We start from the raw sequence: 16,385 nt of genomic DNA, 5'->3' as shown, positions 1-16,385 counted from the left end.
CACGCCCAACAGGCAAACATAATGCCATACCGAGACGATCGGGAGCGGACTGAGAGACGAAGCTCTGGAAGACGCCGAGGTTCATTAGACTTATTAGATCCTTTAGGAGGGACGTAACATGATCAAGTTCATCAAGAACTTCACCACTGACGAAGACGGCGCCGTAACAGTAGACTGGGTCGTTCTGACCGCAGCTGTTGTTGGCCTGGCCGCTGTTGCTTGGACACAGGTTAGCGACGGTGTCGACGATCTGGCGGGCGACATTGACACCGCCCTGACGGGTGTTGTTGTTACTGCACCTAACGCGGGCCCAACAACCCCGTAATTATTTAGATAGAATTTTGAAGGGGGCTGCGCTCGTCAGATCGCGGCCCCCTTTTTTATAGAAAAAAGACGAGGTCCTGCGATGAAGGGTATTTCAAAATTCTTATCCGGGGAACATGGCGCAATCACCGTTGATTGGGTGGTGCTTACTGCTGCGCTGGTCGGCCTTGGACTTGTCACCGTATTCAACTTGACGGGCGGGGTACAACACGTCGATACCGAGACGGGTAACGCACTTCGCGGTATAGAGGTCTATTCTGCGAATCAGGAACAGGCATCGGAATCAGATTGATCAATCTGGCACTAAGGACACGGGCGTCAAAAAAATACTTCATTGTCCCCCTTTTCGACACAATTCTCCTGTAACCAATAGTCAGTTGAAGTCGTATTCCCTATGACGACTGACATCGCATACAAATAAATGAGGGAACGCGCATGCGTGCAGTATTTGGACTTGTCCTGATTGTTGGGGTGGCTCTGGCAGGAGGAGCTGTTTATATGGCGCGGGACTATATTTCTCAGTATCAGGCGGAATTGGCCAGAGAACGTTTGGCGGCTCAGGAAGCATTGGCAAATGTTAAGTCCGTCCCGACGGTGGACGTTCTGGTTTCGAACCGTGCTCTTAAATATGGTGAGCGTCTGGCCGCTGAAGATGTGCGGATCGTGAAATGGCCTGAGGATGCAATTCCCGAAGGAAGCTTCCTTGAAATGGCCGTCCTGTTTCCAGAGGACGCCAGTGGCGACCGCTTCGTTCTGAGGACCATGGAAAAAGACGAAGCCCTGATGGAGGTCAAAGTAACCAAACCAGGCGAGGCAGCGGGTCTGACATCACGAATCGCGAAAGGTAAGCGCGCATTTGCAATCAGCGTGGACGTTGCCTCGGGCGTATCCGGCTTCCTTCGCCCTGGGGACAGTATCGATGTTTATTGGACCGGTTCGTATGGTGGCGGAATCGATGGGTCGCGCGGTGAAATCACCCGCCTGATTCAAACCAGCATTGAGTTGATCGCTGTTGACCAGAGCGCCGGGTCCGATCTGACCGGAGCCACGATCGCGCGCACCGTTACGGTCGCTGCTACTCCAGAACAAATCGCGGCACTGGCTCAGGCTCAGAACACCGGCCGCCTGTCTTTGGCGCTGGTTGGCGTGCAAGACGACACAATCGCAAGCGCGGTCGAAGTTGACCAAAGAAAACTTCTGGGCATTAAAGATGTCGTCCCCGTGGCACCCAAAATCGCGGAAGAGGTCTGTACGGTCAAGACACGCCGCGGTGCCGAGATCGTCGACACGGGAATAGTAACACCCTGCACAAATTAACAGAAAATCAGTGCGTTACATGACCGGGGCCGCGCGAATTGCGCGGCCCTAATTTGTTCGCATGTTGCGCATTGTCCACATAAGGAAAATTCCAGAAACCATTGATTATTGCAATAAATTCTCAATTCGCGCAGTGTTATCAGACATAAGGCAGTAGCCGCAAAAAACGAGGCGTGATCGGAGAGGCAGGTCACATGAAAAGAAGTTCCTGGATAAGCGCAGCCCTATTGGGCTTGGCGCTCGTAGTTGGCCCAGTCGGCAATGCTGCCTGGGCTGAAACACTTCGCGTGGTAAAGAAGGGTACAGCGGAAACGCTTGATGTGCCAATGAACCGCGCAATAGTTGTAGAAAGTGAGCAACCGTTTGCCGAACTCAGCATCGCCAATGCAGGCATCGCTGATATTTCGTCGCTTTCGGATCGTACTATCTATGTTTTGGGTAAGGCTCCTGGCCTGACGACCCTGACATTGTTCGACGGTGCAGGTAATCTACTTGCTAATGTTCGGGTCCGTGTGGCACCGGATGTTACCGAGTTTAAAGAACGTCTGCGCCAGATTTTGCCAACCGAGCCTATCGAAGTTCGCACCGCCAATGACGGTATCGTTCTTTCTGGCACAATTTCTAGCGCTGCCAAGTTGGCGCGGGCATTGGAGCTGGCAGAGCGCTATGCACCGGAGCGCGTATCGAACCTCATGTCGGTTGGCGGCGTTCAGCAGGTCATGCTGAAAGTGCGCTTTGCCGAGATGAATCGGTCGGTGGCTAAAAGCCTGACTGCATCGCTTGGTTTCGGCGGCAGTGATGTGACTGGCGGTATCAACACGCTGAACAATGCTGGTGCTTTGGCAAATGCCCTGAACAACAACATTCCGGCGGTACAGACGAATACCGGCGCAATTCTGTTCGGCTTTGGCGCAGGCTCCACACAGGTTCGTCTGCTGCTGGAGGCACTCGAGTCCAAAGGACTGGCGCGCAGCCTAGCAGAGCCTAACCTATCCGCACTTTCGGGTCAGGAAGCGACGTTCCTTGCAGGTGGTGAAGTTCCTATTCCGGTACCGCAGGACGACGGCGTAATTGCGATTGAATACAAAGCCTTCGGTGTTGAAATCGACTTTATCCCCCGCGTTGTGGATGGTGATCTGATCAACCTTGAAATGGCTGCTGCCGTGTCAGCTATCGATGGTTCGTCGAACTTCACCATTCAAGGTGATAATGTTCCATCTTTCATCACACGCCAGACCAGCACAACGGTTGAGCTGCGCGATGGTGAAAGCTTTGCGATCGCTGGCTTGATCCAGGATGATTTCACCGACCTGAACAGCCAGATTCCTTGGTTGGGTGACGTCCCGGTTCTTGGCGCCCTCTTCCGCAGCGCGGAATATCAGCGTCAGCAAAGTGAACTGGTGATCATCATCACAGCCCACCTTGTGTCGCCGACTCGTGGCGAGGCACTGGCTCTGCCTACGGATCGGGTCAAACCGCCCAGCGAATTTGATCTGTTCGTCAATGGCAAAGTCGGTCGGACTGAACGTCTGGGTGCCGGTGCAGCTTCGGAAGTCGCGAATCAGGACTTCGGTAGCTCGTACGGCTACGTCCTGGATTGATTAGGAGGATAGGACCAATGCAGAAGTGGATCATCACACTGGGTCTTTCGGTCGCTGTCGCCGCATGTACGCGTGAGGCCGGATACGAAGCCGATCAAGGCGCGTTCGGGAATGCGACACTGAACAACATTCAAGTAATGAATGGCGAACTGACATATGCCCAGATCCTGGGCCAACGGTTCGCAGCCGAAGTGCCGACCCAGATCAACTTTGATTTCAACAGCGCTCAACTGGACGAAACAGCTCAGCGAGTACTCTTGCGTCAGGCGAACTGGATCAAACAGTTCCCCGAGGCACGGTTCCGGGTCTATGGCCATACGGATGCTGTTGGATCAACGGCATATAACCAAAGCCTGGGCCAGCGGCGCGCGAATGCGGCTGTTGCGTTCCTTACGCGGCAGGGTATCTCTCGCTCGCGGTTGGAGGCGGTTGTTTCATTCGGTAAGTCTCGACCTCTCGTGGCTACGCCGGATCGAGACCGTCGCAACAGGCGCACCGTGACCGAAGTATCAGGCTTCGTTGATCGTGCACCCCAGCTACTCGATGGCAAATACGCCGCTATCGTCAATCGTGAGTACGTGGAAAGCGCGGTTTATGAATCCCAGCTGCGCCGCGAAACCGCTATTGGCGATACAAGCGAACAATAAACTGTGATTGGGCGGCATCGTCGCCCAATTCCCTACAATTGGTTCTTTTGCGCCTAATTCTTGCCTAAGTTCCAAGCCACATTTTCAACAATTGGGTGACCTGCGTCCGAAAATGGCCGCAATAGGGTGACAGCAAGCCAATCCTGTCCTCTGGGCCAGGATGGTTCGCCTACCCTTCGACGAGGATTGTGTTAATGACAAGCGCCACGCCGCAAAACGAAGAGACCGCAATTCTGGCCTGCACGATCAGTCGTGATGTCCAGAATTTCGATCTGCTTATAGAAGATATGGAAGGCGCTTTGGGTGAGCGTTGGGGCGATCTCGGCTTTGCCGAAGCCCTGACATTTTTCAACCAACCCGAGGCGAATTCACTGCAATTTGTCGCGTTGGCCATTGATGGCGAGGATGAAGACAACCTGTCACTGATGGGTGAAATCATCACACAGGCAAAAGACAAAAATATCAAAATAGTTCTGATCGCCGAGGACGTGACCCCGGCTTCGCTGCATCAGTTGTTGCGCAAGGGCGCGGACGAATTCGTCCCCTACCCTCTTCCAGAAGGTGAATTGCAAGAAGCAATCGACCGGATGAACAAACCCGAACCCGTCGCCGTTGCCCCCGGATCAGATGCCGCACGTGCAGCTGGCGACTCTAAAGAGGGTGCTTTGTTTGTGATTCAGGGACTTGCCGGTGGGGTCGGGTCGACGACTATGGCCGTCAACCTAGCTTGGGAACTGGCAACGGTCTCTGACAAAGAGGCCCCTTCGGTTTGTTTGATTGACCTGGACCTGCAATACGGAACGGTTTCGACCTATCTGGATCTTCCCCGTCGAGAAACTGTATTCGAGATGCTGTCTGATACGGCGGCAATGGATGATGACGTCTTCAACCAGGCGCTTCAGTCCTATGAGGACAAGCTGCAGGTGCTAACCGCGCCGTCGGATATGGTGCCTTTGGATCTGATTACGCAAGAAGATATCGAACGGGTGATCGAAAAGGCGCGAAAACACTTCGATTATGTGATCGTCGACATGCCAACGACATTGGTTCACTGGTCGGAAACTGTACTGCAGGCCGCCCATGTTTACTTTGCCCTGATAGAACTGGACATGCGATCGGCTCAGAACGCATTGCGCCTCAAGCGCGCTTTACAGGCCGAGGAACTACCCTTCAATAAGTTGCGTTTCGCTCTCAATCGCGCCCCGAAATTTACCGATCTGAATGGTAAGGGCCGGGTCAAGCGCATGGGTGAAAGCCTGGGTATCTCTATTGATCTTCAACTGCCGGATGGCGGCAAACCGGTGATGCAAAGCGGTGATCACGGTCTGCCATTGGCCAACGCTGCGGCCAAGAACCCACTGCGCAAGGAAATCGCAAAGCTTGCGAAGTCGCTGCACAGCCTGGGCAGCAGTAGTGCCGAAGCCGCATAACACAATCCCACAGGGAGAGCCGCCGTGTTTTCAAGATATAAAAAACCAGAAGCACAACCGGTCCAGGCACCGGCTAAATCGCCCGAGGCCACACCTGCACCTGCAGCGGAGCAAGCATCAACCGCTACTGCAGTTGCCCGGCGACCCACCCCCAAAAAGGCGGTAGAGGTTGTAGGGGCGGACAAGGAACGCAAGCGCAAAGAGCGTCTGGGCGAAATCAAGATCGAACTCCACCGCGAGCTTCTTGAAAACCTGAACCTAGCGGCCCTTGAGAAAGCTGGAGAATCCGAGCTGCGCTCGGAAATCAGTGCGATTGCCAGTGAGGTTCTGGAATCCCGCAACATCGTTCTGAACCGCGACGACCGGCAGCAGCTGAACAAAGAACTGTATGACGAAGTAACCGGTCTTGGCCCTCTCGAGACCTTGCTTCAGGACGACTCTGTCAGCGATATTCTGGTCAACGGCCCGCAGCAAATTTTCGTTGAACGGTTCGGTAAGCTAGAAATTAGCGACGTTACATTTAAAGACGAAAAGCACCTGATGCGGATCATCGACAAGATCGTATCCGCCGTGGGCCGCCGTGTTGACGAATCCAACCCCTATGTGGACGCCCGTCTGGCGGATGGCTCGCGTTTCAACGCCATGGTGCCACCGATTGCCGTTGACGGCTCGCTGGTATCCATTCGTAAGTTCAAAAAAGATAAGCTGGCCATTGATGACCTGGTGAATTTTGGTGCCTTCACCGAAGAAATGGCCGCCTATCTGCAGGCTGCTGTATCTACACGCCTGAATGTGATCGTTTCGGGCGGTACCGGTTCCGGTAAAACAACCACGCTAAACGCTTTGTCCAGCTTTATCGACGACGCCGAGCGTATTCTGACCATCGAGGATACAGCGGAACTCCAGCTGCAACAGTCTCATGTTGGCCGGATGGAAAGCCGCCCGCCCAACGTCGAAGGTAAGGGTGAAGTCAGCCCCCGCGACTGTCTGAAAAACGCCCTTCGTATGCGTCCCGACCGTATCATCGTGGGTGAGACACGGGGCTCGGAAGTTATCGACATGCTACAGGCCATGAACACTGGCCATGATGGCTCGATGACAACGATCCACGCGAACTCGGCCCGAGACGGGATTTCGCGTCTTGAAAACATGATCGCGATGGCCGGGATCGAAATGCCGATCAAGGCCGTCCGTAGCCAGATCTCCAGTGCTGTGAACCTGATCGTTCAGGCAAGCCGCCTGCAGGACGGCTCGCGGCGCATGACTTCGATCACCGAAATCACTGGTATGGAAGGCGATGTGATTTCCATGCAGGAAATCTTTCGTTTTCAACGCGTTGGGTTAACACCCGACAACAAGATCATTGGCCATTTTACCGCGACAGGCGTTCGCAGCCACTACTCCGAACGCTTCCGTCTGTGGGGTTATGATCTGCCCCCTTCGATTTACGAACCAACGACTATGTAGGAGATCTTGAAATGCAACTGCCTATGGAGGCACTGATCTACGTCGCGATCTTCGTAGGCGTACTTGCGTTGGTGGAAGGAATCTATTTGGTTGCCTTCGGAAAATCCATCAGTCTGAACAGCCGCGTGAACCGCCGTCTGGACATGCTGGATAAAGGCGTCGGGCGCGAACAAGTTCTGGAACAGCTGCGCAAGGAAATGCAGCAGCATATGAAGTCCCAGAGCATTCCGCTCTATTCCCTGTTGGCGGACAAGGCTCAGAAGGCCGCCATCGCCTTCACACCCCGTCAGTTGATCCTGATTATGGTGTTGGTGACAGGCTTTGCTTTTATGGGGCTCAGCATTGCAACGGGAACGGAAACCATAATGCGGGCCGCAATTTCGGTCGCAATCGGTGTTGGCGGTGTCTATGCGTGGGTAAACAACAAGGCCAAAAAGCGTATGGCAATGCTGGAAGAACAGTTGCCAGATGCTGTGGAATTGATGGTTCGGTCGCTTCGCGTCGGGAACCCTTTTGTGTCCACCATTCAAATCGTCGCAAATGAAGTCCAGGATCCACTCGCCACTGAATTCGGGGTTATCGCTGATGAATGTGCCTATGGCCGTGACGTCGGTGAATCTCTCAAAGATCTCGCACAACGACTTGATATGCAGGATCTACGGTTTTTGGCAGTGGCCGTCGGCATCCAACAGCAATCCGGTGGTAACCTGGCCGAAATTTTGGCCGGTCTGGCCAAGGTGATCCGGGCCCGTTTTCGACTTTTCCGGCGCGTCAACGCCATCACAGCCGAGGCAAAATGGTCAGGAAAATTCCTATCTGGATTTCCACTGTTCTGCCTGGGATTCATTTTGGTGAACGACCCCGGGTACTATGACGAAGTTATGGATCACCCATGGTTCATTCCTGCCTGTTTCTTTGTCGGCATCATGCTGACACTGAACCTGATCGTCATGCGCATTCTAACCGACATCAAGGTCTGAGGACACCACCATGGAAATCCTGACCCGAATAAACGACTTTCTAACCGAGCTCCTTGGCCCCTTCGGTCCACTGATCGTGGTTGGTGTACTTGGACTGTTCATGATCTTGATCACAGTCCCCTTGATCCTGAGCCAGCCAGAAGATCCCCTGAAGAAACTGCAGCGTTCTAATGCAGCCCCTCGACAGGATAAGAAGGTCAAAAAGGACAAGCTCAGAACCAGCGGGCGAAACGAGCAGCTTGAGAAATTTGCCAACTTCCTTGAGCCACAGAATAAGGAAGAACTGTCTGCCATGCAGCTGAAACTGCGGCAGGCGGGGTACCAATCAAAGGACGCAGTTCGGTTCTTCCACTTCGCTCAATTTTCCTTGGGCATCATCGGAATTGTGATTGGTGTTTTGCTAGTCACTGTCCTTTCCGACGGTCAGGAATTTACCGCGCAGCAGATGATAATACGAGTTCTTGTCCCTTCGGCCGCCGGGTATTTTCTGCCGCGCTATTGGATCACCCGAAGGGTCGCAGAACGGCAAGAAGCGATCACCGCAGGCTTTCCCGATACTCTTGACCTGATGCTGGTCTGTGTCGAAGCTGGCCAGTCGCTGGACCAGGCCATCGTTCGCGTAGCACGCGAAATGAAAGCCTCCTACCCTGAGATTTCGCTTGAATTTGAAGTCGTCGCCCACGAATTGAAGGCCGGTAAGGACAAGGATACGGTTCTTCGCGATTTTGGTACGCGCTGTGGCGTTCAGGATGTTAACTCATTTGTGACGGTGATGATCCAATCGGCAACATTCGGTACATCCATCGCCGAAGCCTTGCGGGTTTACGCCGGCGAGATGCGAGATAAGCGCGTGATGCGCGCCGAAGAGGCCGCTAACAAGTTGCCAACCAAAATGACACTCGCCACTATGATGCTGACGGTGCCACCGTTGCTGGTCATTCTGGTTGGACCCTCGGCCAAAGGCATCGCTGAATTCGGCGGAGGCTAATAGCCTATGAAATTGAAACCCAGGTGCATCCAAACGGGGATACGCCGCGTGTTACAGGCCACCGTGGTTCTTGCCACGGTGGCTTCTTGCACGGAAACGGGGTCCTCTGGGGATCTGGATGCACCTGGCATTGATCGTAAAGCCCCGGCCGAGGATCAGATCGCAGTTGGTAACCGGCTGATGGCTTCGGGTGAATACGAGCTTGCGTTGGATGCCTTTATCCGCGCAGCGCTCAATCAGGGAATGACAACGCAGATCCTGACCTCGATGGGGACGGCAAATCTGGGCCTTCGGAGGCTTGGACAGGCGGAAACACTGCTGCGCCGTGCGGTTGAAGATGACCCCGAATGGTCTGTCGCCTGGAACAATCTGGGTGTGTTGCTGATGGAAATCGGAGAATATCCCGAGGCCGCTCAGGTCTTTCGCCGGGCCTATGCTCTCGATAATGGCGAAAGTGACGCAATCCGGGACAATCTGCGGTTAGCTCTCGCAAAAATGGAAAATACTGATAATAATACCCCTCAAGAACAAGAATACACACTGGAGCAGCAAGGCGACGGGCAATTCATGCTGCGCAAGCTCCCGTAACATAGGCAAGAGCAGTAAGGGACGCAAAAATGCGCCAACAATTCTTGATTCCGTCTATCGCAATCTGCGGGCTGATCCTCTCAGCCTGTGAAAAAGAGTCCGAAGAAGAAAAGGTCGAGCGTACATTTCAGGAGGTGAACGTCATTGATGAAACCAACCTGAACGACGTTCTTCTGTCGGCCGCCGACCCAAACGAAGCCGTTACCTATTTCCAGGGTGCCGCCGCCAAGAACCCGGGTCGTATAGACCTGCAACGTGGACTGGCGATTTCACTGGCGCGCGCTAAACGGACGACCGAGGCAACCGCCGCCTGGAAAAAAGTCACTACGATGAGCGGTGCGACCAATGTAGACAAGATCGAATACGCAGACTCTCTGGTACGTTCCGGGAACTGGTCACAGGCCAAATCGACATTGGATTCGATCCCGCCGACTTTTGAATCTTTCAAACGCTACCGCCTGGAAGCCGTCGTCGCGGATTCGCAAAAAGACTGGAAACGCGCGGATCATTTCTATGAAACCGCCGTGGGTCTGACGACCCGCCCCGGTGGTGTAATGAACAACTGGGGATATTCCAAACTGACGCGCGGCCAGTACGACGAAGCCGAACGGTTATTCACCGAGGCCATTCGACAGGATAACTCTCTATTCACGGCAAAGAACAATCTGGTCCTCGCCCGGGCTGCACAGGGCAATTACAGCATGCCTGTCGTTCCCATGTCTCAGGTCGAACGCGCGATGTTGTTGAACACAATGGCCATCTCGGCGGTGAAACGCGGTGATGTGGCGACGGCCAAGAACCTGTTCCGCGAAGCGATCGCCACCCATCCGCAACATTATGACGAAGCCGTTCGATCCCTGCGCGCGCTTGAGGAAGCCTGATACATGCATATTCCAGCCGGTGCTGCGGCCTGGTTTTTGCCGTTCGTACTGCCGATCTGCTATTACGTGGCCTTCACCGACCTGCGTGACATGCTCATCAAGAATCACGCCGTAGTTGCACTGGCCCTGGTATTTGCGGTCATCGGCTTGTTTGTCCTGCCGCCCTGGTCGGAGGGTTGGATTACCGGCCCGTTTTCTGTGTCCCTCCCACCCTATTTGTGGCAGCTGTTACATATAGTTGTAATGCTGGTCATCGGCATTCTGCTCAACGCTGCCGGCATTATGGGAGCCGGAGACGCAAAGTTCATAGCCGCGGCCTCGGCCTTTGTCTGGATGGGCGATTTCACATTGGTATTGTTGATCCTGATGTCGACCACCTTGGCGGCCTTTGTCACGCATCGATTGGCCAAACATACCGCTCTCAGAGCTATTGCCCCAGATTGGGAAAGCTGGCGTCGGGACAAACAATTTCCAATGGGTTTTGCGCTTGGTGCAACCCTGGCCATCTACCTGATACTTGGAACTGTTTACGGCTCGTAAACTATCATCAGTCCGCCTTGTCCCCGCCTTGGAACTGACACAAAGCCCGGCCAAATTTTCGTCAAAGGGCCCTTTTCAGGGCTATTGGCGTGAATACTGAATTAGACGGGCAACGCTCATGAATATGCAGACAACCTCGGTAATGGCCCCCCCTACCCCAAAGGGGTTGGGCGATATGCAGCTTCCTATTGTTATGATGCGGGATATCCTGCTGAAAACTATCTTTCGTAAAACCGTAGATACAGTTTCCGAAGTTGCCCAAGCGATCTGCTTGCCGGGTTCTGTCACACAGGAATTGATCGACCTTGCCCGCGAACAAAAGCTGCTGGAAGCAACCGGTACTTTGAACGCCAACAGCGGCAATGAGATGGGGTATCAACTGACCGATGCGGGCAAAGCGCGTGCATTGGATGCGCTGAGCCAGTCCGAATATTTCGGCGCCATGCCCGTCCCGCTGGATGTGTACCGCGAGCAGGTAAAACGCCAGTCGATCCGGAATATCCAGGTTTCCCGCGACCAGTTGACCGGGGCAATGGGCCATCTGGTTCTGCCTGACAGCCTGCTGGACCACCTTGGACCCGCGGTCAGTGCAGGCCGATCAATCCTGATGTATGGACCTCCGGGTAATGGTAAATCCTCTATCTCGAACGGTATTCGGGATGCTTTGGGCGATAATGTCTATGTCCCATATGCCATCGAATACGCTGGTCAGGTGATCACGGTGTATGACCCGATTGTACACACAGCCATCGAACAAGAAGCAGATGATCCCAATAGCTTGCGCCGCCGCAAGCGGTTTGATTCGCGCTATGTCCAATGTGAAAGACCAACTGTTGTGACTGGCGGTGAACTGTCACTCAGCATGCTCGATCTGGTTTATAACCCTACGGCGCGGACCTATCAGGCCCCGCTGCAGCTGAAATCGACGGGCGGCATCTTTATCGTTGACGACCTTGGCCGTCAGCAGGAACCACCTCAGGCCCTGATCAACCGCTGGATTGTTCCACTGGAAGAGAACAAGGATATCCTTGGCCTGCAATCGGGTGAAAAATTCGAAGTGCCCTTTGACACGCTGGTCATCTTTTCGACCAACTTTCACCCCAACGAGATCTTTGACCAAGCCGCTTTGCGCCGGATCTTCTTCAAGATCAAGATTGACGGTCCGAACCAAGAGAACTTCCTGAAAATCTTCGCCATGGTGGCCCGCAAACGCGGGATGCCTCTGGACGAGGCCGCATTGGTCCATCTGCTAAAGGTCAAATACCCGACCATCGACAACATCTATGCGAACTATCAGCCGATATTCCTGATTGATCAGATGATCTCGATCTGCGAATTCGAGGGCATCCCCTATCAGATGAGCCCCGATCTGATTGAACGCGCTTGGGCCAACATGTTCGTCAAAGATGAGAAAATCGTCAAATAACCTAATGCCATTTCGCTGACGGGCCGGGTAATCTGCCTTTATGACGCAGATTCCCGCCCGGATTACTGACTGGTTTGAAGACAAAGGTTGGTCCATCCACCCGCATCAGCAGGACATGTACGACCGGGCCCTTGAACCGGCGACGTTGCTGATAGCCCCCACCGGCGGGGGCAAGACAATGGCCGGATTTCTGCCCACGCTGGCCGATCTGGCAGAGCGGGACCATGATGGCCTGCATACAATCTACGTCTCCCCTCTCAAGGCGCTGGCGGCAGATATCCGGCGAAACCTGCGTGGCCCAGCCGAGGAAATGGGCCTGGCCGTCCGGATTGAGGACCGCACCGGAGATACCTCAGCCACACAGAAAAAGCGTCAGCGGGTTGACCCACCGCAGATCCTTTTGACCACACCTGAAAGCCTGGCCCTGCTGACCTCTTATGAAGACGCCGGGCGGATGTTTCAGGGCGTGCAACGGGTGGTTGTCGATGAAATCCACGCCCTGGCCGAGAGCAAGCGTGGCGACCAGCTGATGCTGGCGCTGGCCCGTCTGCAGGGGCTCTGCCCGGACCTGCGCAGGGTGGGCTTGTCTGCAACGGTCGAAGACCCCAATGCGATTGCCCGATTTCTGGCACGTCACCCTGATCCCTGCCGGATCGTTGAGGCCGATCCTGGGCCTGACCCCGATATCCAAATGTTGGAAACGCCGGAAATGCCTCCGTGGTCGGGCGGTGGCGCGGCCTATTCCATCCCTGCCGTTCTAGACCAGATCCGGAAGCATAAGACGACGCTTATCTTTCACAACACCCGCGCACAGGCCGAGATTTTCTTTCACAACCTCTGGCTTGCCAACGAAGACGGGCTGCCGATTGGCATTCATCACGGCAGTCTGGACAGGCAGCAACGCGAACGTGTCGAGGCCGCAATGGTTCGCGGTGAGCTGCGCGCAATCGTCTGCACAGGCAGTCTGGATCTTGGTATTGATTGGGGCGATGTCGACCTGGTCATTCAGATCGGGGCGCCCAAAAACGTCAAAAGGCTGGTTCAGCGCATCGGGCGCGCAAATCACAGATACAACGCCCCCTCCAAAGCATTGTTAGTGCCCGCAAACCGCTTCGAAGTTGTGGAATGCATAGCGGCACTTGAGGCTGTGAAAGCTCATGATCTGGACGGTGATCCCCGCGGCGCAGGTCCACGCGATGTGTTGTGTCAACATATCCTGATTGCCGCAGCATCCGGGCCATTCTTGGCCGATGACCTGTTCCGGCAAATGACCGCAGCGGGCCCCTATGCCGGGTTGACCCGAGCAGAGTTCGACGCCTGTTTGGACTTTTGTGCAACCGGGGGCTATGCGCTGCGCGCCTATGATCGGTGGCAAAGGCTGCAGCTACGGCCAGATGGTCAATGGCAGCTACGTGACCCCCGTGCTGCGCAGCGTATCCGCATGAACCTTGGCACGATTCAGGACACCGATACGTTGAAAGTCCGCCTGAAACGCAATCGAGGGGGCAAACCTCTGGGAGAGGTCGAAGAAGCCTTTGCTGCCTCGCTGACCCACGGAGATACCTTTCTGATCGGCGGCCAGATCGTGCGCTATGAGGGATTGCGCGAGATGACGGTCGAAGTCAGCCGCCGAGCGGATAAGAAGCCCAAGATCGCAACGTTTTCAGGCACCAAATTTGCGACCTCGACGCAGCTGAGCGACCGTATCCTGCGGCTGTTTGCACAGCCCGATTGGCCCCAGTTACCCGCGCATACCGCGGATTGGCTGGCGTTGCAGCGCGATATCTCGCGCCTGCCTCAACGTGACAGGTTACTGATCGAAAGTTTCCCCAACGATGGGCGCGAAAACCTGTGTGTCTATGGTTTTGCGGGTCGCAACGCCCAGCAGACGCTGGGGCTGTTGCTGACCAAACGGATGGAAGAAACGGACCTTGCACCGCTGGGCTTTGTTGCCACCGACTATGCAACCCTGATCTGGGGGTTGGACGCGGTGATAGACCCGCGTCCGCTATTTCAGCCCGACGAGCTGCGCAACGGCTTGGAAACCTGGCTGGCGGGCAATGCCGTAATGAAGCGCACCTTTCGTGCCTCGGCCACGATTGCAGGGCTGATCGAACGGAACATGGCCGGTCAGCGCAAAAGTGGTCGGCAGGCCACGTTTTCCTCGGATATCCTCTACGATACTTTGCTGAAATACGATCCCGATCACCTGTTAATGCAGATCACCCGAGAAGAGGCCATGCGCGGCCTCGTCGATTTCGGGCGGATCGAGGCACTGATCGAGCGGATCGGGGGACGTATAGACCTGATGCGATTGGATCGGGTTTCACCTCTGGCTGCACCACTGTTTCTTGAGGTTGGCAAGGTACCCGTCAAAGGTGCTGCTGAAGAACGCCTGCTGGCGGAAGAAAGCGCGCGCCTATTGCAAGAGGCTGGGCTGAAATCCTGCTAAAACCTCTTGCGCGAGGTAGCGGAACGTCGCAAAGAACGTAACATGAACGAAGTTTCGATCTGTTTAGCCGGGCAAAATCTGCTGGCGCTTGGGTCTGGTGCCCTTTGGTGGCCCGACAAAAGCGTGCTTTGCGTGTCCGATCTGCATCTGGGTAAATCCGAGCGTTTGGCGCGCCGGGGCGGCACGACATTACCCCCCTATGACAGCCAGGACACCCTAGCTCGATTGGCCGCAGATATCGAGCACACTCAGCCTGACATCGTTATTTGCCTTGGGGATAGTTTTGATGATCTTGATGCCCTAAACGCCTTGAGTGTGCCCGACAGGCTGCAGATTACGGCGATGCAGGCCGGTCGCCGCTGGGTCTGGATCGAAGGAAACCATGACCCCGGCCCGGTAGATCTGGGCGGAAGCCATCTGGCCGAATATGCGGTTGACCCTCTGTTCTTTCGTCATATTGCGCAACCCAAAGGCAAGGCTGAGGTTTCAGGACATTACCACCCCAAGGCGCGCGTGCGGGTTCGCGGTCGTTCCATCACCCGCCCCGCCTTCCTGATGGATCAGGCGCGTCTGATCCTGCCTGCCTATGGGACTTATACTGGTGGACTCTTTAGCTCGGATCACGTTCTGGACGCCTTGATGAGCGATCAGGCAATGGCGATCCTGACAGGGAAAATCCCGCAAATGATCCCAATGCCCAGATAGGGCGGCTCAGATCAGGCCATCTTCTTCTAGGAACGGACGGTATTTCCTGCTGACCGGAACAAGCTCGTCGTTCTTCAGGCGCAACATGGTCTTGCCACCCTTACGTTCGACCCCAGCAATGGCGTCATCGACAACCCAATGCGATCGGTGCGTGCAATGGCCCGGAATAGGTTCCATTTCCTCTATGGCGTCGGTAAAACGCGATCGGATCGTAAACGTGCCCTCAGAAGTCACCACATCCACATAGTGGTCTTGGACCGTCAGGCGATAGACCCGACCCTGAAAGGATCCCGGCAACCGTTTGTACATGCGCGGCAGCGGAATTTCAGCATTTTCGGATTGAGGCTTCGATGCCTCACGCCGCACCAGGATCAAGCCCACCGACAGCAAGGCGCCATAAGATGTTACAGATAACATATCCGGGCACGGCAGTCCGTTGGCCGAAAACAGCAACCAGACCATCAACCAAAGGCTTGGAACAAAAAGGACGAAAACCAAAGATATCAGCACAAGGTCGCGCCCAGAAAACTCGGTCTCAGCGAACAACCTACGCAACAATCTTCTTGCGACGCAGGTCACTCCTAGCGCCAGCGCCATCACCCCGATCCAGAAGGCCAAGCGCCAAGGAAAGGTTACTTCGATGGCATGAAATGGTTGGAATACGAAGGACAATAGCAGAAGGAAAATCAGTCCGGCAATCAACCGGTACCCTACTATTTCGGCGAAAACTGGGCGCAGTTTCGTGAACATAAACACTCGACAACAACTCTCCGGGTCCAGCCAATACTACCGGGGACTTGCCATATTACAACGTAACCGGCTGGAATAGAAAGTTTATCACCAATACAGGCACATTCAATGCCCGTAATCTCACACTTAGTTTACATATTAACAAATTTTAGGCCGGGGAGTACCCCGGCCCTGAAAATCTACATGCACGACTGTCCGCTATGGGTCACACAGTCAGGCCTTCTGGTTCGGGGAGTTTGTTTGCGCGGCATGCGGCGGTCAGGGTGTTGGCCAGCAGGCATGCGATTGT

General features: G+C 54.8%; 16 protein-coding genes. 15 read left to right on the top strand and 1 reads right to left on the bottom strand.

Annotated features, from left to right (window positions below):
* Positions 1 to 118 precede the first annotated feature (118 nt).
* The 15 genes from AC2FLB_RS17570 (at position 119) to pdeM (ending at position 15,346) form a co-directional block, all read left to right on the top strand.
* Positions 119 to 325 carry a hypothetical protein gene (locus tag AC2FLB_RS17570; protein ID WP_142637976.1) on the top strand — a complete coding sequence of 69 codons (207 nt, stop codon included), beginning with the start codon at positions 119 to 121 and terminating at the stop codon, positions 323 to 325.
* 81 nt (positions 326 to 406) lie between these two features.
* Positions 407 to 616, top strand: a complete 210-nt coding sequence (locus AC2FLB_RS17565) for a hypothetical protein (protein WP_142637974.1) — start codon at positions 407 to 409, stop codon at positions 614 to 616.
* Between the two features lie 143 nt (positions 617 to 759).
* A complete protein-coding gene (gene cpaB, locus AC2FLB_RS17560; RefSeq protein ID WP_142637972.1) occupies positions 760 to 1,641 on the top strand; it encodes a Flp pilus assembly protein CpaB in 882 nt (293 codons plus the stop codon).
* Between the two features lie 194 nt (positions 1,642 to 1,835).
* On the top strand, positions 1,836 to 3,242 hold the full coding sequence (locus tag AC2FLB_RS17555; RefSeq protein WP_142637970.1) for a type II and III secretion system protein family protein: 1,407 nt from the start codon (positions 1,836 to 1,838) through the stop codon (positions 3,240 to 3,242).
* A gap of 17 nt (positions 3,243 to 3,259) precedes the next feature.
* On the top strand, positions 3,260 to 3,889 hold the full coding sequence (locus AC2FLB_RS17550; protein ID WP_282027744.1) for an OmpA family protein: 630 nt from the start codon (positions 3,260 to 3,262) through the stop codon (positions 3,887 to 3,889).
* Between the two features lie 194 nt (positions 3,890 to 4,083).
* Positions 4,084 to 5,319 (top strand): CpaE/TadZ family protein, encoded by a 1,236-nt coding sequence (locus AC2FLB_RS17545; protein ID WP_281973278.1) that lies wholly within the window; start codon positions 4,084 to 4,086, stop codon positions 5,317 to 5,319.
* Between the two features lie 24 nt (positions 5,320 to 5,343).
* The gene (locus AC2FLB_RS17540) at positions 5,344 to 6,786 is read left to right on the top strand and encodes a TadA family conjugal transfer-associated ATPase (protein ID WP_142637964.1); all 1,443 of its coding nucleotides are present in this window, start codon (positions 5,344 to 5,346) and stop codon (positions 6,784 to 6,786) included.
* Between the two features lie 11 nt (positions 6,787 to 6,797).
* A complete protein-coding gene (locus AC2FLB_RS17535; RefSeq protein WP_142637962.1) occupies positions 6,798 to 7,766 on the top strand; it encodes a type II secretion system F family protein in 969 nt (322 codons plus the stop codon).
* 10 nt (positions 7,767 to 7,776) lie between these two features.
* Positions 7,777 to 8,754, top strand: a complete 978-nt coding sequence (locus AC2FLB_RS17530; protein WP_282022131.1) for a type II secretion system F family protein — start codon at positions 7,777 to 7,779, stop codon at positions 8,752 to 8,754.
* 6 nt (positions 8,755 to 8,760) lie between these two features.
* Positions 8,761 to 9,342: a tetratricopeptide repeat protein gene (locus AC2FLB_RS17525; protein ID WP_185956705.1), complete on the top strand. Its 582-nt coding sequence runs from the start codon at positions 8,761 to 8,763 to the stop codon at positions 9,340 to 9,342.
* A gap of 29 nt (positions 9,343 to 9,371) precedes the next feature.
* Positions 9,372 to 10,223: a tetratricopeptide repeat protein gene (locus tag AC2FLB_RS17520; protein ID WP_496692898.1), complete on the top strand. Its 852-nt coding sequence runs from the start codon at positions 9,372 to 9,374 to the stop codon at positions 10,221 to 10,223.
* Positions 10,224 to 10,226: 3 nt separating this feature from the next.
* Positions 10,227 to 10,763 carry a prepilin peptidase gene (locus tag AC2FLB_RS17515; protein ID WP_496709760.1) on the top strand — a complete coding sequence of 179 codons (537 nt, stop codon included), beginning with the start codon at positions 10,227 to 10,229 and terminating at the stop codon, positions 10,761 to 10,763.
* Positions 10,764 to 10,881: 118 nt separating this feature from the next.
* On the top strand, positions 10,882 to 12,189 hold the full coding sequence (locus AC2FLB_RS17510) for a DUF8689 domain-containing protein (RefSeq protein WP_142637954.1): 1,308 nt from the start codon (positions 10,882 to 10,884) through the stop codon (positions 12,187 to 12,189).
* Between the two features lie 40 nt (positions 12,190 to 12,229).
* Positions 12,230 to 14,641, top strand: a complete 2,412-nt coding sequence (locus AC2FLB_RS17505; RefSeq protein WP_496709759.1) for a ligase-associated DNA damage response DEXH box helicase — start codon at positions 12,230 to 12,232, stop codon at positions 14,639 to 14,641.
* A gap of 42 nt (positions 14,642 to 14,683) precedes the next feature.
* On the top strand, positions 14,684 to 15,346 hold the full coding sequence (pdeM, locus tag AC2FLB_RS17500; RefSeq protein ID WP_496709758.1) for a ligase-associated DNA damage response endonuclease PdeM: 663 nt from the start codon (positions 14,684 to 14,686) through the stop codon (positions 15,344 to 15,346).
* Between the two features lie 6 nt (positions 15,347 to 15,352).
* Here the strand turns inward: pdeM and AC2FLB_RS17495 are convergent, their stop codons facing one another.
* Entirely contained in the window at positions 15,353 to 16,096 is a 744-nt protein-coding gene (locus tag AC2FLB_RS17495; protein WP_496709757.1) for a LytTR family DNA-binding domain-containing protein, read from the bottom strand.
* Positions 16,097 to 16,385: the final 289 nt, after the last annotated feature.

The organism is Ruegeria sp. CDSA236 (genome assembly GCF_059611285.1).
Note: the sequence above shows the minus strand (reverse complement) of the source record. Positions and strands in the feature narration are given on the sequence as shown.